A 17,974-nucleotide genomic window follows, 5' to 3' on the forward strand; every position below is an offset into this window, starting at 1 on the left:
ATGAGCACTATCGTACGTCCCGCCCTGGTCCTGTTTGCCGCATTGACCGTGATCTGCGGCGTCGTCTATCCGTTTGCCACGGCCGGCATCGGGCAGCTGGCCTTCAACGATGAAGTCAACGGCAGCATCGTCGAACGTGGTGGCAAGCCCATCGGCTCGACCCTGATCGGCCAGTCGTTCACCTCGCCCAAGTACTTCTGGGGCCGTCCATCGGCCACCGCGCCGATGGCCAATAACGGCGCCGGTTCGGGCGGCTCGAACCAGGGGCCGACCAATCCGGCCCTGGTGGACGCCGTCAAGGCGCGCATCGCCGCGCTGAAGGAAGTCGACCCCGGCAACACGCGCGCCATCCCCGTCGACCTGGTGACGGCGTCGAGCAGCGGCCTGGATCCGGAAATCAGCCTGGCGGCCGCCCTGTACCAGGCGCCACGCGTGGCCCGCGTCCGCGCCGTGCCACTGGCGCACGTGGAGAACGCGATCGCCAAGGTGCAGAAAACAGCGTATATCGGCTTTTTCGGCGAACCGCGCGTGAATGTGCTGGAACTGAATCTGGCGCTCGATGCGGCCGCGAAGTAAGATGATAGCGGGGTCAGTCGATGCGTGATCGGAGCGCGTCTCATCGGGGCGCGCTCCCCCGCCGGGTCTGACCCTAGATTTTGCTTTCAAGTTGGTTTAATTTAAAAAGATGCCCCATGCTCCCCAACGACAGCCAACGCCCAGACCCTGATGCCCTGCTGGCACAAGTGCAGGCGCAGGAAAAGAAAGCCGCGCGCGGCCGGCTGCGCATTTATTTTGGCGCTTCGGCCGGCGTCGGCAAGACCTACGCGATGCTGGCTGCCGCCCGCAAATTGCTGGCCGATGGCCAGGATTTGCTGGTGGGTGTGGTGGAGACGCATGGGCGCCAGGATACGGTCGCTCTGCTGGATGGTTTGCCGCTGTTGCCGCTCAAAGCCGTCGAGTACCGCGGCAAGACCCTGTTCGAGTTCGACCTGGACGCGGCGCTGTCGCGCGCTCCGTCGCTGATACTGATGGATGAACTGGCCCACTCGAACGTGGCCGGTTCGCGTCATCCGAAGCGCTGGCAGGATGTCGAGGAATTGCTGGCGGCCGGCATCGACGTGCTATCGACTGTGAATGTGCAGCACCTGGAAAGCCTCAATGATGTGGTGGGCGGGATCACGGGCGTGCGCGTGGCCGAAACCCTGCCCGACACGGTGTTCGACCGCGCCGACGAAGTGGTGCTGGTCGATATCCCGGCCGATGAACTGCTGCGCCGCCTGAAGCAGGGAAAGGTTTATCAGCCGCAGCAGGCGGAGCGGGCGTCGCAGCATTTTTTCCGCAAGGGGAATCTGATCGCCCTGCGCGAACTGGCCTTGCGCCGCACGGCAGACCGCGTGCAGGACGACGTGCAGGCCTACCGCGTCGAGAAATCCATCAATCCCGTCTGGAAGACGGGCGCTGCGCTGCTGGCCTGCGTGGGGCCGCGCGCGGGCGGTGAACATGTAATCCGCAGCACGGCACGTCTGGCCAGCCAGCTGAACGCCGAATGGCACGCGCTGTACGTGGAAACGCCACGCCTGCAACGGCTGCCGGCGCGCCAGCGCGAACGCATCCTCAAGACGTTGAAACTGGCGCAGGACCTGGGGGCGCGCACGGCCATCGTGCCATCGGGCGACATCGCCGGCGCCGTGGTCGATTATGCGCGCAATGCGAATATCTCGAAAGTCATCGTCGGAAGGGGGCAAGGCAGCGTCGTGGCGCGCCTGTGGAATGCGCCGCCGGCCGCGCGCATGGCCAGCCTGGCGCCGGATATCGACCTGATCGAAGTGGGCTTGCCGCCGGCTGACGTGGCTGTCCGGCGCACGGCGGGCGACGAGGCGCCCGCACCGCGACGCCCCTCGCGCCACTGGCGCTACCTGTCGGCCGCCGGCGCCAGCCTGGCCACTGCCCTGGCCTCAGTGCCACTGCAGCCCTACCTGGACCTGGCCAATATCGCCATGCTGTCGCTGCTGACGGTGGTGCTGGTGGCCGTGCGCCTGGGGCGCGGGCCGGCGGCGCTGGCCAGCCTGGTGGGCGTGGCCTGCTTTGATTTCATCTTCGTGCCGCCGCGCTTCTCGTTTGCCGTGGGCGACTTCCAGTACGTGATCACCTTTGGCGTGATGCTGGCCGTGGGCCTGATCACCGGGCACCTGACTGCGGGCCTGCGCTTCCAGGCACGCGTGGCCTCGCACCGTGAGGCGCGTGCCCGCGCCCTGTATGAATTTTCGCGTGAATTGTCTGGCGTGCTGCAGACGGAGCAGATTTTCGATATCACGAAAAGCGCCATCGAACGGGCTTTCCGCGCCCGCGCCACTTTGCTCCTGCCTGACGATGAAGGCCGCTTGCAGGAGCCTCAAGGCACGGCCATGGGAGGCGAGCAGCTGGACATGGGCATTGCGCAGTGGGCTTTCGACCAAGCCCAGGCGGCCGGCACGGGCACCGACACCCTGCCCGGGTCGAGCATTTTCTACCTGCCGCTGATCGCGCCCATGCGCACGCGGGGCTTGCTGGCGCTGCTGCCGCTGGAGGCGCCAACCCACGGGCGCTGGCTGCTGGTGCCGGAGCAGCGCCAGCATCTCGACACCTTTGCCGCGCTGGCGGCCATCGCCCTCGAACGCGTGCACTACATCGACGTGGCGCAGGGCGCACTGGTGCAGATGGAATCGGAGCGGCTGCGCAATTCGCTGCTGGCGGCCCTGTCGCACGACTTGCGCACGCCATTGACGTCGCTGGTGGGTCTGGCAGAATCGCTGGCCCTGTCCCGGCCTGCGCTGTCGCCCGCGCAGCTGGACATGGCGCGTTCGCTGCAGTCCGAAACAGTGCGCATGAGCGCCCTGGTGGCGAACCTGCTGGACATGGCGCGCATCGAGAGTGGCCAGGTGCGCCTGAACCTGCAGTGGCAGGCGCTGGAGGAGGTAGTGGGCAGCGCGCTGCGCGCCAGCGGCCCGCAGTTGCAGGCCCATCGGGTGCAGACGCAACTGGCGCCAGACTTGCCGCTGGTGCGTTACGACGCCGTGCTGATCGAGCGCGTGCTGTGCAACCTGCTGGAAAACGCGGCCAAGTACACGCCGCCTGGCAGCACCATCACTGTCGCGGCCGGGGTGCACGGCCAGTTCCTCCAGGTGAGGGTGCTCGATGATGGTCCGGGCCTGCCGCCTGGCCGTGAAGAAGCCATCTTTGAAAAATTCACGCGCGGCGAGCGCGAATCGAACAAGCCCGGCGTCGGGTTGGGGCTGGCCATTTGCCGCGCCATCGTTGAAGCGCACGGCGGCACCATTCATGCGCAGCCGCAAGCGCCAGGACAGGGCGCTGCCATCGTCTTCAGTCTGCCCTTGGGTACGCCGCCGGCGTTGCCTGACGCGGAGTTGGACGACGCCAACGTATTTGAAACAGGAAAACCATCATGAACGAACCTTCCGCCACGGCCTTGCTGGTCGAGGATGAACCGCAAATTCGCCGCTTCGTGCGCTCCGCGCTGGAGGACGAAGGCTGGCAGATCTTCGAGTCCGCTACCATGCAGCGGGGCTTGATCGATGCCGGCACGCGCCGGCCGGACCTGATCGTGCTGGACCTGGGCCTGCCCGACGGAGACGGCATCGACTTCATTGCCGATATCCGAAAATGGTCGGCGGTGCCCATCATCGTGCTCTCTGCGCGGGTTGACGAGCAGGACAAGATTCGCGCGCTCGATGCGGGCGCCGACGATTACCTGACCAAGCCGTTCGGCGTGGGCGAGCTGCTGGCGCGCGTGCGCGCCACCTTGCGCCGCCAGCGCCAGCCCGCCGCCAGCGACGATGGCGTGGTGCAGTTCGGCGACGTGCGGGTCGACCTGAAGGACCGGCTGGTGACGCGCAACAAGCAGCTGGTGCACATGACGCCGACGGAATTTCGTTTGCTGTCGGTGCTCGTGAAGAACGCGGGCAGGGTGGTCACCAATCCGCAGCTGCTGCGCGAAGTATGGGGGCCGTCGAACAGCGAAAACGGCCACTACCTGCGCATCTACATGGGCCATCTGCGCCAGAAGCTGGAAGCCGATCCGGCCCAGCCGCAGTACCTGCTGACGGAAACGGCCGTCGGCTACCGGCTGCTGCTGCCGCTCTAACACCTGATATCCCCTGTTGGAAAACAGGCGCCGCGCGCGCCAGGGGGACGCTTTACTTTAAATTTTTGCAGCGAATTTTTGCAGCAGCGGGCCAGCTGCGCCATGTTGGCAAAGGCCCATACCACCCATGAAGAAGAAAAAACCATGAATAAAATGTTACTTGCACTTGCCGTCGCGACCGCCTTTACTGGCAGCCTGGCCCACGCGGAAGAGACCAAGCCCGACAATGAAGTCAGTTTCAACGTGGCCGGCGTGTCCGACTACCGTTATCGGGGCATCTCGCAGACGCGCTTGAAGCCCGCGCTGCAGGGCGGCGTGGATTACATCAACAACCCGACTGGCCTGTATGCGGGCGCCTGGGCTTCCACCATCAAGTGGACCAAGGATGCGGGCGGCAGCGGCGACGTGGAAGTGGACCTGTATGCGGGCAAGCGCGGGCAGTTGGGCGGCGATGTGGGCTATGACGTCGGCGTGCTCGCCTATGTGTATGCGGACAACGGCTTGAAGCACATCGCCGGCCTGGCCGACGCGGATACGCAGGAAGTCTACGGCCAGCTGTCGTACGGCCCCGCCTACGTCAAGTATTCGCACGCCGTCTCGAACCTGTTCGGCATCGTCAACAGCAAGAACAGCGGCTACCTCGATATCGGCGCGACCATCGACCTGACGAACGGCTGGACCGGCAACCTGCATGCGGGCCACCAGAAAGTGAAAAACAATGACGCGGCTAGCTACACGGACTGGAAAGTCGGCGTCGCGCGCGACTTCGGCTTTGTTTCGGGCGCGCTGGCCGTGATCGGCACGAACGCGGGCAAGTCGGCGTATGCCTCGCCCGTAAATGGCAAATTTATGGGCAAGACGGCACTGCAGCTGACGGTCAGCAAGACGTTTTAATTGACGGAGATGAGAGGAGAGGCGGCGCATGCGCCGCCTTTTTTGCGCTAAAAACAGGGTCAGTCACTGCGTGACCGGAGCGCGTCCCATTGGGGCGCGCTCCCCCGTCAGGTCAGACCCCGGCTGTCGGGAGCTATGCGGGGCGGTGATGGCTGTCGAAGACGGCGCAATACAGCTGTCCCAGGCCGACCACGCGGGCGGCCGGAATCTGCGTGGCCAGGGCATGGGCGGCTGCCGCTTGCGTATCTGTCGCCAACAGGACGCGCAGCCCCGGGTTGAAGCTGCGTGCATGCGCGATGCGGCGCGCCAGGCCAGCCTGCGCGGCGGCGTCAGCAACGCCGTCGAGCGGCACCACGAGCACGCGCGCGGCGATCAGGGCCGAGCGGCTGCCCATGGAGTCGCGGCCTTCGCTGTCGATGACAATGTCGTGGTAGCAGGTCACCAGGTGCTCCAGTTCCGGCTGCACGCCCTTGGCGCTGATGGCGCGCGCCATCAGGCGCGGCCGCGTCACGCTGCCGTGCATGGCGCCGTCGTGCATGTTCCTGGCCTGTGCCATGGCTCCCTGGCGCGGATCGGCATCGAGCAGCAATACCTTGCGTCCGGCCAGCGCGCGCGAGGCGGCCAACCGCCCGGCCACGATGGACTTCTCCATGCCCCCGCGTTCATCCGTGATGGCGATGATCATCTTGGCGTACGGCTGGCATGATGTTGGCGGTGGAGACCAGCTGCAGCAGACAGCCTGCGCGCGGCTCTTCTTTGTCGCTGGCAGTCCAGCGGGGCAGGTCCATCAAGGGTTCCAGTGCCGCAGCCAGCCTGGCCTGGCCGGCGGACGACATGGCGGTCATCGGCAGGCGCAGTTCGTCGCGCGCCTTGCCCTGCAAGGCCAGGGCCGCCTTGACAGGGCCTGGATTCGGCTCGGAGAACAACAGGCGAATGACGGGCAGCATTGTCTTGAACAGGGCGCTGGCGGCGCCGTGGCGCCCGGATTTGACGAGGTCGAACAATTGCGCGTACAGGTCGGGGCGCACCTGGGCAGCGGCCGACATGGCGCCGTGGCCGCCCATGGTGAGGCTGGCCAGCAGCAGCGCATCGTCGCCGCACAAGACGTCCAGGCGCGTCTCAAGCAGCAGTTCGCCCAGCTGCTGCAGCTTGCCGCCGGCTTCCTTGATGGCGACGAAGTGCGAGTCGCGCGCCAGCAGCGCCGCCGTCTGCGGCTCGATATTGACGCCCGTGCGCGCCGGCACGTTGTACAGCACGATGGACTGGTCGGTGGCGGCGGCGATGGCCTGGAAGTGGCGCACGATGCCGTCCTGCGAGGGGCGCACGTAGGCGGGCGCGGAAATCAGCAGGCCGGCCAGCGGATGGTCGTTATAGCGCTGCACGGAGGCGACAACGCCGCGCGTATCGCTGCCGCCTATCCCCATCACGACGGGGAAGCGGGGGCCGACGGCTTCGAGCACGCTGTCTAAAAGCATGGTTTTTTCCGCGGCGCTCAGCATGGCCGCTTCGCCCGTGGTGCCGCACACCACCAGGCCGTCAATGCCGCTGGTGGCCAGTTCGCACGCGAGCTGCTGCGCGGCGTCGAAGTCGATGTCGCCATCGCCATCATGAAATGGCGTGACCATGGGCACCCAGATGCCCTGAAAGTGCGCGGTGATGCGCGATGAAGACATCGCCTGGTCGCAGGCATACTGGTTCATAGTGATTTCCCCTGGCTAATACGGCCAAATTCAGCTGCCGGCAGCAGGCGCATGACGGCATCCATGGTCAGGCGCAGGGCCGGTTCCGTCACGCACAACCATACCTTCATGCGCTCGGCATGGTCGACCGCCTCGACGCGCATGAACGACAGCATGCTGCCGCAGGTCCTGACGACCAGCTGGCGCAGCTCGGCCAGGCAGGATTTGTCGACCGTGATATGCATGAGGAAGGTGGGCAGGCGGGGATGGCGGTGGGGCAGAGCATGATGCGCTTGATGCGCTTGATGCGTTTGCAGGCGTGAATGGGGTTCCATGGTGGCTTTGCAGCGGTGGTTGAGGTACGTTCAAGATTAGCAGCGGGGGCGTAAAGATTCTCTAAAAAGCGGGGCCGTGGGCGTAAACGGACTGTATGCGTCGGACGTGGGCATGTTGCGCAGATGCCAGTGCGTATGCTTTTGTTACAAAATTGAATCGTGCTTTCGGGGGCGGGGGTTTATATTGAAAACGTCTCCGCTTTCAGTCAGCCTTGCCATGTCAGACGAAAAAGATCCCCAGCTTCGCTCTTCCACTGATTCTGCAGCGCCGGTGCGGCCTGACCGGGTGGGCCGCCGGGCGCCCGATGATGAGCACCGTGCGCGCGACGCGGCACCCCGCTACCTGAAGGATAATGACACGCCGCTGGCGCTGGCCTGGCGGGTGATCTCGTCGCGCTACCGCTCGATGCGCGACAAGGCCAGCCGCGATTTCATGCGGCGCACCCTGCGCATCGGCATCTCGGCGCGCATTTTCCACCCCGAGCCGGGCGCCACCGGCCTGCGCAGCAAGAACCTGCAATACCTGGAAGAGTCGATCGCCCAGTGGGTCATGTCGCGCGACGTGCTGGTGTTCATGATCCCGACGGTCAATACCAGCGGCCTGCTACACCCGAGTAACATCACCCTGCGCCACTATGCGCGCCACCTGGACGGCCTGGTGCTGCAGGGCGGCGCCGACGTCTCGCCGCAGACGTATTCCGAGACGGCCACGCGGCCCGAGTGGAGCGGCGACCGCGCGCGCGACCTGTACGAACTGGAACTGCTGCACGAATTCGTCGACGCCGGTAAGCCCGTGCTGGGCATTTGCCGTGGTTGTCAACTGATCAACGTGGGTTTTGGCGGCACGCTGTACCAGGACATCGCCTCGGACGTGGAGGGTGCCACTTCCCACGTCAATGACTTGTATGACCGCCACCGCCACAGCATCGTCTTCCCGAAAGGCTCGTCGCTGGCAGGCATGTTCCCGAAGACAGGCGAGGCGCTCGTCAATTCCATCCACCACCAGTCGGTCAAGGACCTGGGGCGCGACATCACCGTGGAAGCATATTCGCAAGGCGACAATATCGTCGAAGCCATCCGCTACCAGCGGGCGCGCTTCGTCATGGGCTTGCAATGGCACCCGGAATTCCATTCGGCGGGCGGCGTCGAGCTGCTCGATTGCACGCCCATCCTCGATAACTTTTTGCGCGCGGCGCGGGAGACGCGGTTTTGAGTACGCATCTGATCCGCCGGCGCACGGTGCTGGCCGGTTTGCTGGCGCTGCCCCTGGCGGGCTTGCGCGCGGCGCCGCGCCCGCATGAGGGCGCGCTGCCGTTTGCGCTGACGTCCGCCGTGCGCGCGCGCACGCTCAAGGCGCGGGTGGCGCCGGCCATCGCCGAACAGGTGGTCAAGGCGGCGCGCAAGGACGCGGCGCGGCCCGTGCACCTGATGGCCGAAGTGCGCACGGGCGGCTTGCTGAAGGGGGAGGGCGGACGCGAAACCAGCCAGCAGGCGCAGGAAGACTGGCGCCAGGCGCGCTTGCAGGCGCTGGCCTGGCGCCTGTCGGGCGAAATGCCGCATTTCGAGGCGGCGCGCCAGCTGCTGCTGGCCTGGAGCGGCGCCTACCAGCCGTCGTTCAGCCCCGTCGACGAGACGGAGCTGGCCAGCCTGCTGATGGGTTTTGATTTGGTACAGGAGCGCTTGAACGGCGTCGAGCGCGAGCAGGTGCAGGCGTTTTGCCGCACCCTGGCGCAGGGTTATCTGAGCGATCCCGTCAAGGTCGGAGGCCCGTCCACGGCGCGCAACAACTGGCACAGCCACCGCATCAAGATTGGTACCGCCGCCGCGTATGTCACGGGCGACGCCTTGCTGGTCGCGCGGGCGAAGGAACGCTTTCTGGCACATGTGCCGCGCAATATCGGCGCCGGCGGCATGCCCTTCGACTTCGAGCAGCGCGACGCCCTGCATTACACCACCTACAGCCTGGAGCCGCTGCTGACGACAGCCCTGATGGCGCAGGCGCACGGCGACGACTGGTATGGCGCGCCGGAAGCGCGGCGCCTGGGCGAGGCGCTGGCCTGGCTGGCGCCGTATGCGCAGGGTAAAAAGACGCACGAGGAGTTCGCGAAAAGCGCCGTGCCCTTCGACCGCAAGCGCGTGGCGGCCGGAGAAAAGGGATTTACAGGGAATTGGGAGCCGAAGGGCGCCGCCAATGTGTACCTGCTGGCGGCGCGCTTCGATCCCGCTTACCTGTCCCTGGCGCTGGAATTGCGCCCGCCAGCCTGGGCGCTGGCGCTGTACGGCAGTGAATTAAAACTTATTGGTTAAAACTTCGTGCGCACGGTGAACATCACATTGCGCGGTTCGCCGTAAAAACCCGTCTGGAACAGGCCCAGTCCCGTGAAGTACTTCTTGTCCAGCAGGTTGTTCACGTTGAGGCTGGCCGTGACATTCTTGCTGATCTCGTAGCGCGCCATCAGGTTGACCAGCGCGTAGCCGCCCTGCTTGATGCGTGCATTGTCCTCGATGGCGGGGTTCCAGATATTGCCGTAGTAGCTGCTTTGCCAGTTGATGCCGCCACCGACGGTCAGCTTGTCCAGGCTGGCGGGCAGGCGCCACGTGCCTTGCACGCGCACCAGATGGGCAGGCTGCGTCGTTTGCAGCATGGTGGAAAAGACATCCTTGCCATCCGCGTCGCGCACGTGGGTGTAGGTATAGCCGGCGCTCAGCTTCACATCCTTCATCACCTCTCCCGTCACCTCCATTTCCACGCCGCGGCTGGTAACGCCGTCGATGGCTGTATACGCTTCTTCGCCGTTGACTTCGCCCACAGAGCTGGCCACGTTGCTCTGGCGTATCTGGAACAGGGACGCGCTGGCATTGACCTTGCCATCGAGGTATTCGGCCTTTACGCCCGCCTCCACACCCTTGCCGCGCACGGGGGCGAGGACGTTGCGGTTGATGTCGCGGTTGCTCTGGGGGGCGAAGATGCTGGTGTAGCTGCCGAACACGGAATAGGTCTTGTCGAGGTCATATACGACGCCCGCATATGGCGTGATGACCTTGCTTTCCTCGATGCGCGAGGTGATGCGCGCGGTCTTGGGGTCGAAGAAGCTGCGGTCCTGCTCCTGCTTGTAGTTGCTCACGCGCGCGCCGACGATGACGGACAGCGCGTCGGCCGGATGCAGGCGCACGGCGCCATACAGGCCGCTCTGGCGCGTGCTGTCGTTGTCGTTGCCCAGGCGCATGAAGGCCGGTTCGGCGTACTGGCCGCGCCAGTCGAAATAGCTGCCTGCGACGGGCGGGTAGACCGATTCGTAGACGGGGCCGTCCTGCTTCGCGCTGGAATGGGAGTAGCCTAGCATCGCTTCATGGCGGCGGCCGAAGGCGGTAAACGGCCCGCTGGCGTCGACGTTGACGGTGGTCTGGCGGCGGTCGCCCTTGTATTTGCCCATGAAGAAATAGGCGCCTTCGCCCGTGACGGGGTCGGGATTGCCGCCGCTGGCCGAACCGAGCACGCTGTCATGCTTGCTGCGCAACTGGTTGGCGCTCAGTGTCAGTTTCCACGCGTTGGCGAAGCTATGCTCGACTGAGGTGAACAGCGTGGTGTTCTGCATGTCGCGGCGGCTCCAGCCGGTGGCCGGATTCCACGCGGTGGGGAAATCCGTGCGCGAGCCGTCGGCCAGCAGCACGGGGAAGCCCGTCCAGGTCGAGCCGCGCGGCTTGTAATCCTGGTGCGTGAAGCCGGTCGTCAGCAGGGTGACGGGTGTCAGGTCCGCCTCGATGATGCCGTAGGCGACGGATTTCTGCTGCGTGTAGCGGTCCAGGTAGGAGTGTTTGTCCTGGTAGGCGCCCACCAGGCGGCCGCGCACCGTGCGGCTGTCGTTCAGGGGGCCGGAGACATCGGCTTCGCCGCGGTAGTTGTCCCACGATCCCGCGCCCAGGGTGGCCGAACCCTCGAAGCTGGCGGTGGGGCGCTTGCGCACCATGTTGACGGTCGCCGACGGGTCGCCCGAGCCGCTCATCAGGCCCGTCGCGCCCTTCAGTACTTCGATGCGGTCATAGATGGCCATGTCGCTGTTGGTCGTGCCCCAATCGTAGACGCCGTCATAGATGGCCGACACGCCGTCGTACTGGAAATTGGTGACGGCAAAGCCGCGCGCCTGGAAGCTCCAGCGGTCGCTGTCGTAGTTTTGCACGCTCACGCCATTGACGTTCTTCATGACGTCGGAGACGGCGTTGCTGTTCTGGTCATCCATCTGCTGGCGCGTGACGATGGTCAGCGACTGCGGCGTTTCGCGCTGCGTCAACGCCAGGCCCGTGGCGCCGCTGGCGGGGCCGCCCGTATAGCTGCCCGTGCCGCTGGTGGCGGCGCTGCGCTCGGCCTCCGCCACCACGGTGACGCCGCTCATGACAGCGACGCCGCGGCTGTCCGCCGTGGGTGCGCTGGCACTGGCGGGGATCTTTTGCAGCAGGTAGCCGCCATTCGCCTGCGGCACGGCTTGCAGGCCGCTGCCGGCCAGCAGCGCGCGGAAACCATCGTGCAGGCTGTAGCTGCCTTGCAGGCCGGCGCTGTGCAAGCCTTGCGTGGTGTCGCTGGAGAACGACAACAAAATGGCGCTGTCGCTGCCGAAGCGCGTGAGCACGTCGCCCAGCGCGCCGGCCGGAATGCTGTAGGCGCGTACTTGCCGGCTTTGCGCCTGGGCTGGCGCCGGCAGGGCCAGGGCCATGCCGATCTGCGCCAGGGCGCAGGCCAAAACGGTGCGGGTAAGGAGGGAACGCGAAGCGTGGTGCATGGAATAAAGCCTTTCGTGGATGCGCAAGATGGAAACTACCTCTCTACCAAGTCACGCGAGCACGGTAAAACAGCTCACTTTGCAGAAAATATTTTTCAGCGGGCAGCCAGTTCGATGCGCACCACCTGATGGCCCCAGAAGCGCGTGACGGTATTGCGCCGCAGTTGCAGGCTGGCGCAGACGGTGTCGAGGACGGCGCCGACGTCGGCCAGCGGGTAGGAGCCGGACACGCGCAGGCCGGCGATGGCGGGCGTGCAGCCCAGCGGATGGTCGCTGTAGCGCGACAGCTCGGCGAGGAAATCGGCCAGGCGCATGTCGCGCGCCACCAGCATGCCATCGAGCCATGCGCCGCCATAGGGCGCCAGCGCCTGGCGGTGCAAGTCCGCGCTGTCGAAATGGGCGCCATCGCCGGGACGCAGCAGCAGGCGCTGGCTACCGTCATCGGCCAGCACGGCGACGGCGCCTTCGAGCACGCCGGCGCTGGCGTATTGCTCGTGCAGGCGCACGGTGAAACGCGTGCCCAGCGCCTGCAGGCTGCCGTGCGGCGTGTCGACGAAGAACGGCCGTTGCGCGGCATCCTTGCCGGTGGCGATGAAGATTTCGCCGGCCAGGAGGTCGATGCGGCGCTGCGCGCCGCTGTAAACGATATTGACGGCGCTGCTGGTGTTGAGCGTGAGCTGCGTGCCGTCATCGAGGGTCACGACGCGGCGCTGGTTGACGCCCGTGCGGTAATCTGCCATCCAGCCGCGCTGCGGGCTGCGGCGTTCGAACGCATACAGCGAGGCGCCGCAGGCCAGCAGCAGGGCCAGGGTCTTGACGGCGTGGCGCCGCGGCGCATTCGCTTGCATGCAAGCGCGCAGCAGGCTCGCGTGCGCCGCGGGCGGCAGGTGTTCGTGCTGCGTTTGCAGCTGCTGCCACGCCTGTGTGGCGCTGCCGGCCCGCTGCAGATGGCGTTTTACCGTGGCCAGCGAGATGTCGAGCTGGCGCGCGATGTCTTCCTGCGGCAGCTCGTCGAGCTGGCGCAGCAGGAAAGCCCGTTTCACAGGCGGCGGCAAGCCGTCGAGCATGCGGTCCAGTTCAAACAGCGTGGACAGCAGCAGCGCGCGTTCCTCGGGCGACGGCGCATGCCGGGGCGGCAGCTGCGCCAGCACGTCCAGGTAAGCCTGTTCGAGTTTCTGGCGGCGGTAATGGTTGAACAGCACGCGCTGCGCCACGGTGGCGAGAAAGGCGCGCGGCTCGCGCGCGGCGACGGCGTCTTCGCGGTCGAGCAGGCGCATGAAAGTATCGTGCGCCACATCGGCCGCGCAGGCCGTGCTGCCGAGTTTTTTGCGCAGCCAGCCCTGCAGCCAGCCGTGGTGGTCGGCATACAGTGTCGCGATGTCGTGGCGTTGTAGCGGCTTTGCCAGCGGCATCGCATTCCCCTTGCGCTTTTAAACAATAATAAGAATCATTCTCATTGTAGCAAGCGGGGGAGGTGGCTGTAAATGACGGGAACGGCGGGTGTGGTTTTTTTGGTTGACGCTGCTGAATGCCGGGGTCTGACCCGGCGGGCCAGACTGCATGGACGCGACGTCGCTTCGGCCAGGCTGTAGGTCGGATTAGCGCGCAGGCGCGTAATCCGACGCCACCACTGGCGCTAACAATATTGTCGGATTACGCTCTATGGGCTAATCCGACCTACGCTTCCAGCGCGTGCCGTGTCAGTAATTCATGGGTTCGCCCCGGAAGCAGCGGATGGCCGAATCGACCATGCCCTCGGCGCTGCCCTGCAGGCTGTGCTGCTTGCGCAGGTATTGCGCATCGCTCCACTGCTTGGCCACGTCCGACAGGTGTTTCAGGGCCGGCGTGCTGCCCAGCGCCTCGGCGTGCGGCTCCATCTTGCGCAGGGTGGTCATGATGTCTTCGCGCAGCGACATCGTTTCGTAGGTTTTCGGATGCGTGATGGCGCCATCGAGGCCGAAGCGGCAGGCCTGGAAGCGGTTGTAGTTATATACGAGGTAATCGTCTTCCACGGGCGGCGCTTCGCGCCGTTCGAGCAGGTAGCGGCACAGGGCTTGCAGGTAGGCGGCCAGCGCGGCGGCCCGCTCCACCGTCAGCGGCGTGTCGCACACGCGCAGTTCGATGGTGCCGAATTCCGGCTTGGGACGGATATCCCAGTAAAAATCCTTCATGCTCTTGATGATGCCCGTGTTCTCCATCTTGGCGAAATACTCGTTGGAGAACTGCTCCCAGCTCAGCGTGAACGGCGCGCGTCCGCTCATGGGGAACGCAAATACGGAGTTCAGGCGGGCCGAATCGAACAGGGTGTCGCGTCCCTGCACGTAGGGCGAGGAGGCCGACAGGGCGATGAAATGGGGGATGTAGCGGTTCAGCGAATGCAGCAGGAACATGGCGTCGTCGCCCGAGGCGCAGCCGATGTGCACATGCTGGCCGAAGATGGTGAACTGCTTGGCCAGGTAGCCGTACAGTTCCGAAATCTCCTGGAAGCGCGGCTTGGAAAAGATCTTTTGCGACGACCATTGCTGGAACGGGTGTGTGCCGCCCCCCGCGATGCCGATATTGAGCTTGTCGCCCGCCGTGATCAAGGTGTCGCGGATTTCCTGCAGCTGTTCCAGCAGGGGGCCGTGATGCGTGTGCACGCTCGAGTTGATCTCGATCATGCTCTCGGTGATTTCCGGCGTGACGTTGCCGGGAAACGGTTTTTTTCCCAGCAGGTGCAGCAGGTCGGGGCTGGCGGCCGTCAGGTCATAGTCCGACAGGTTCACCAGTTGCAGTTCGAGTTCGACGCCGAAGGTCAGCGCGGCCGATTGGCCAAAGGGTTCCAGCGGCATTTAGCGCTCCTTGATTTCGTGGGTTTCTTTTGCCAGCATCAGCACGCGCTGCACCAGCACGGGACCGACCAGTTCCAGGCCCAGGGTGACGGCGGCCAGGGCGTTCAATTCGTCGCCGAAGTTCACGCCGTGCTGGCGCGCGTGCTCGAGCAGCAGGATGATAAAGACGGAGACGGGCGTCAGGGCCACGCCCGTCAGCACCCCCTTGCGCCAGGAAATGCCGCTCACATGCGAAAACGCGGCCACGCCGACGACTTTCGTCAGCAGGCGTCCGCCAACGACGGCCAGGGCCAGGGTCGCGCCAGCCGTTACGCTGGCCCATTCCAGTGTCGAGGCGGCATACACGAACAGCAATACCGTCAGCAGTTCGCCCAGCGCGCCGAAATTGCGCTGCGCCTGGCTGAAGGCGACGCGGCGGTGGCGCGCCACCAGGCCGAATGTCAGGGTGGCCAGCAGCGGCGACAGGCTGGTGGTGTAGGTCAGCGCGACGAGCAGCATTACCGACAGCGCGAACGCCACGGTGGCGTCCTGCGCCATATTGCCCAGGCGGCGCAGCATGGCCGGCACGACGATGCCGAAGACGGTGCCGGCGGCCACCGAGGCGGCCAGCACGGCGGCGCTGCTGCTGGTCGCCTCGATCAGGTCGGTGGAGCTCTGGAACATCCAGAAGCCGATGATGATGTTGAAGGTGAACACGGCCAGCACGCAATTGAGTGCCGTCAGGTGGACGATGCGTTCCGTGACCTGGCCCGAACTGCGTTCTTCGTTGATGACGCGCATGATGGTGGCCGGCGAGGTGGACATGGCCAGGGAGGCCAGCAGCAGCGCCGTCATCGAGGTGGTGCCGAATTCGATGCCGATGAAGTAGACGACGGCAAATGTGAACAGCGATTCGACCAGGCCGGTGACGGCGATCCACGGGTTGTTCTTCAGCCAGCGCAGGTTGATGCGGTAGCCGACCTCGAACAGGATCAGGCCGAAGGCCACGTCAGCCAGCACCAGCATGGGGCCCGCGTCCGTCTGCGGCAGGATACCCACCTGCGTCTGCGCCAGGATGAAGCCGATCACGCCATAAAAACTGATGCGCGGCAGGCCCGTCCAGCGGTGGCCAAATTCGCCCACCACCCAGGCCAGGGTAATGGCGAATGGCCAGGACAGGTCGGCGGCGATCGAGAGGAGACTTTGCATGCTCATTCCTTTGAAATAGCGCTGGCACCGGCCGGCAGCATGGGAGCTGGCGCGGCAATGTCGTGGTGCAGCGATGGTGCATTGTTTGCGCAGAGCGATGCGCCGATTCTACCGGAGCAGAAGGCGCGCACAATGTGCGCAATCGAACAGTGCCGCGGCCATGGCGGCCGCGCACAAGATGCAGCAAATTGGGGCGGGGCCGATATCAGTCTATGGTACCCGCCCGCAGCGGAGATGCTCCGCACGGTAGTTCTGCACCGCAGTGTACGGCATGGCGGCGGCATGCCGCCATGGACTTTTTGTTGCGTGCTCTTATTTACTGAGCAGACGCATGCCCCGTTCCAGCCCGTCGATCGACAGGGGGAACATGCGGTTGTTCATCAACTGCCGCATCACGCCGATGGACTGGCGGTACTGCCATAATCCTTCCGCTTCCGGATTGAGCCAGATGAATTTCGGGAACGCCTGGGTAAAGCGCGCCAGCCACGCCGATCCGGCTTCCTCGTTGTTGTATTCGACGCTGCCGCCCGGCTGCAGGATTTCGTAGGGGCTCATGGTGGCGTCGCCGACGAAAATCAGCTTGGTGTCGGGCGGGTATTTGCGCAGCACGTCCCAGGTGGGAAAGCGCTCGGTGTTGCGGCGCCGGTTGTTCTTCCACAGGTAGTCGTAGACGCAGTTATGGAAGTAAAAGAATTCCATGTTCTTGAATTCTGTCTTCGCCGCCGAGAACAGTTCCTCGGTGCGTTCGATATGGTCGTCCATGCTGCCGCCCACATCAAACAGCATCAGCACCTTGATGCGGTTCTTGCGCTCGGGACGCATCCTGATGTCGAGATAGCCCGCGTTGTTGGCCGTGGCGGCGATGGTGGCGTCGAGCGCCAGCTCGTCTTCCGCGCCTTCGCGCGCGAACTTGCGCAGGCGGCGCAAGGCCACCTTGATGTTGCGCGTGCCCAGTTCGCGCTCGCCGTCGTAATCCTTGTAGCTGCGCGCTTCCCATACTTTCACGGCCGTGCGGTTGCCGCCCTTGCCGCCGATACGGATGCCTTCCGGATTCGTGCCGCCATTGCCGAACGGCGAAGTGCCGCCCGTGCCTATCCACTTGCTGCCGCCCTCGTGGCGCTCCTTCTGCTCCTTCAGCAGCTCGTTCAGGCGGTCCATCAGCTTGTCGTAGCCGAATTTTTTCAGCTGCGCCTTCTGCTCCTCGGACAATTCGCGCTGCATGCGTTTGAGCAGCCAGTCGAGGGGAATCGCCGCGTTCGTGTCGAAGGCCGCATTGACGCCCTTGAAGTACTGGGCAAAGGCGCGGTCGAACTTGTCGAAATGGGCTTCATCCTTGACCAGGGTCAGGCGCGCCAGATAATAGAAATCGTCCATCGAGGCGTCGATGACATTCTTTTGCAGCGCTTCAAGTAGAGTCAGGAATTCCTTGATCGAGACGGGAATCTTCGCATCCTTGAGCGTGAAGAAGAAATCAATCAGCATGGTGCTTCCTCTGTCCCAGGGTCTCCCAAGCGGGGCAGTGCGGCGATGGGGCGCTGCGCCAGCTTGTAGCGCAGGTGGGCGGCAATTTCGGGCCATTCGCCGCGCGTGATGCTGTACATGACCGTGTCGCGCACGGTGCCGTCGCGGCGCAGCGCATGGTGACGCAGCACACCATCCCTTTTCGCGCCCAGGCGTTCGATGGCCGCCTGCGAAGCATGGTTGAAATTATCGGTGCGAAAACCTGCCAGCGCGCAGCCGAGGGTATCGAAGGCGTGCGCCAGCAGCAGCAATTTGCAGGTGGTGTTGACGTGGCTGCGCTGGCAGCGCTTCGCATACCAGGTGTAGCCGATTTCCAGGCGGCCTATGTTTGGCACCACGTCGTGGTAGCTGGTGGTGCCGATAACGTCGCCGCTGGCCGCGTCGATGACGGCAAAGGCGAAGCGCGCAGGGCGCATCTCGATGGCCTTGAAGATGTACTGGTCCACCTGGTCCGGTTCGGGCACGGAGGTGACGCGCAGATTCCATAGTTCGCCATCCATGGCCGCCGCGCGCAGGCCCGGTGCGTGATGCGGCGCCAGCGCTTCGAGGCGGATGCCGTGCAGTTCCAGGGGGACGAAGACCTTGTCCGGGCTGATGTCGTTCACCGGCG

The 17,974-nt window shown here is 64.9% G+C and carries 15 protein-coding genes and 1 pseudogene; 6 read left to right on the plus strand and 10 right to left on the minus strand.

Features of this window, described 5'->3' with window-relative positions:
• From kdpC to CBW50_RS00690, 4 genes are all read left to right on the plus strand, one after another.
• The gene (gene kdpC / locus CBW50_RS00675) at positions 1-576 is read left to right on the plus strand and encodes a potassium-transporting ATPase subunit KdpC (protein ID WP_086143719.1); all 576 of its coding nucleotides are present in this window, start codon (positions 1-3) and stop codon (positions 574-576) included.
• Positions 577-692: 116 nt separating this feature from the next.
• Positions 693-3,446: a DUF4118 domain-containing protein gene (locus tag CBW50_RS00680; protein ID WP_086143720.1), complete on the plus strand. Its 2,754-nt coding sequence runs from the start codon at positions 693-695 to the stop codon at positions 3,444-3,446.
• Entirely contained in the window at positions 3,443-4,141 is a 699-nt protein-coding gene (gene kdpE / locus CBW50_RS00685; RefSeq protein WP_071321986.1) for a two-component system response regulator KdpE, read from the plus strand. The genes CBW50_RS00680 and kdpE overlap by 4 nt, the downstream gene beginning before the upstream one ends.
• Positions 4,142-4,285: 144 nt before the next feature.
• On the plus strand, positions 4,286-5,035 hold the full coding sequence (locus tag CBW50_RS00690; RefSeq protein ID WP_086143974.1) for a TorF family putative porin: 750 nt from the start codon (positions 4,286-4,288) through the stop codon (positions 5,033-5,035).
• Between the two features lie 133 nt (positions 5,036-5,168).
• On the opposite strand, the gene CBW50_RS00695 is transcribed toward CBW50_RS00690, so the two are convergent.
• Genes CBW50_RS00695 through CBW50_RS00705 form a run of 3 tightly spaced genes read right to left on the minus strand, consistent with a single transcriptional unit; the run spans position 5,169 to position 7,049 of the window.
• Positions 5,169-5,687 (minus strand): cobyrinic acid ac-diamide synthase, encoded by a 519-nt coding sequence (locus CBW50_RS00695; protein WP_253251887.1) that lies wholly within the window; start codon positions 5,685-5,687, stop codon positions 5,169-5,171.
• Positions 5,688-5,697: 10 nt separating this feature from the next.
• Positions 5,698-6,735, minus strand: a complete 1,038-nt coding sequence (gene dapA / locus CBW50_RS00700) for a 4-hydroxy-tetrahydrodipicolinate synthase (protein ID WP_086143722.1) — start codon at positions 6,733-6,735, stop codon at positions 5,698-5,700.
• Positions 6,732-7,049: a hypothetical protein gene (locus CBW50_RS00705; RefSeq protein ID WP_226935430.1), complete on the minus strand. Its 318-nt coding sequence runs from the start codon at positions 7,047-7,049 to the stop codon at positions 6,732-6,734. The genes dapA and CBW50_RS00705 overlap by 4 nt, the downstream gene beginning before the upstream one ends.
• A gap of 217 nt (positions 7,050-7,266) precedes the next feature.
• On the opposite strand from CBW50_RS00705, the gene CBW50_RS00710 reads away from it, so the two are divergent.
• Positions 7,267-8,262 carry a gamma-glutamyl-gamma-aminobutyrate hydrolase family protein gene (locus tag CBW50_RS00710; protein WP_086143723.1) on the plus strand — a complete coding sequence of 332 codons (996 nt, stop codon included), beginning with the start codon at positions 7,267-7,269 and terminating at the stop codon, positions 8,260-8,262.
• A complete protein-coding gene (locus CBW50_RS00715; RefSeq protein WP_086143724.1) occupies positions 8,259-9,356 on the plus strand; it encodes an alginate lyase family protein in 1,098 nt (365 codons plus the stop codon). Before CBW50_RS00710 ends, CBW50_RS00715 begins: the two co-directional genes overlap by 4 nt.
• Here the strand turns inward: CBW50_RS00715 and CBW50_RS00720 are convergent.
• The 7 genes and pseudogenes from CBW50_RS00720 to CBW50_RS00745 all read right to left on the minus strand — a co-directional run bounded on the left by CBW50_RS00720 (position 9,353) and on the right by CBW50_RS00745 (position 17,969).
• The gene (locus CBW50_RS00720) at positions 9,353-11,824 is read right to left on the minus strand and encodes a TonB-dependent receptor (RefSeq protein ID WP_086143725.1); all 2,472 of its coding nucleotides are present in this window, start codon (positions 11,822-11,824) and stop codon (positions 9,353-9,355) included. The genes CBW50_RS00715 and CBW50_RS00720 overlap by 4 nt on opposite strands.
• Before the next feature lie 95 nt (positions 11,825-11,919).
• Complete coding sequence (locus CBW50_RS29845) at positions 11,920-12,672, minus strand: FecR family protein (RefSeq protein WP_367301818.1); 753 nt, start codon at positions 12,670-12,672, stop codon at positions 11,920-11,922.
• An 81-nt stretch (positions 12,673-12,753) separates the two neighbouring features.
• Positions 12,754-13,236, minus strand: a pseudogene (locus CBW50_RS29850) (sigma-70 family RNA polymerase sigma factor); the annotation flags it as partial.
• A 288-nt stretch (positions 13,237-13,524) separates the two neighbouring features.
• Entirely contained in the window at positions 13,525-14,655 is a 1,131-nt protein-coding gene (locus CBW50_RS00730; RefSeq protein ID WP_086143727.1) for a YbdK family carboxylate-amine ligase, read from the minus strand.
• On the minus strand, positions 14,656-15,843 hold the full coding sequence (locus CBW50_RS00735; RefSeq protein ID WP_172404640.1) for a cation:proton antiporter: 1,188 nt from the start codon (positions 15,841-15,843) through the stop codon (positions 14,656-14,658).
• A 312-nt stretch (positions 15,844-16,155) separates the two neighbouring features.
• Complete coding sequence (locus CBW50_RS00740) at positions 16,156-17,325, minus strand: VWA domain-containing protein (protein ID WP_086143729.1); 1,170 nt, start codon at positions 17,323-17,325, stop codon at positions 16,156-16,158.
• On the minus strand, positions 17,319-17,969 hold the full coding sequence (locus tag CBW50_RS00745; RefSeq protein WP_086143730.1) for a GNAT family protein: 651 nt from the start codon (positions 17,967-17,969) through the stop codon (positions 17,319-17,321). The genes CBW50_RS00740 and CBW50_RS00745 overlap by 7 nt, the downstream gene beginning before the upstream one ends.
• Positions 17,970-17,974 lie beyond the last annotated feature (5 nt).

The sequence above is a fragment of the Janthinobacterium sp. GW458P genome (genome assembly GCF_002127585.1).
GTDB lineage: Bacteria > Pseudomonadota > Gammaproteobacteria > Burkholderiales > Burkholderiaceae_D > Janthinobacterium.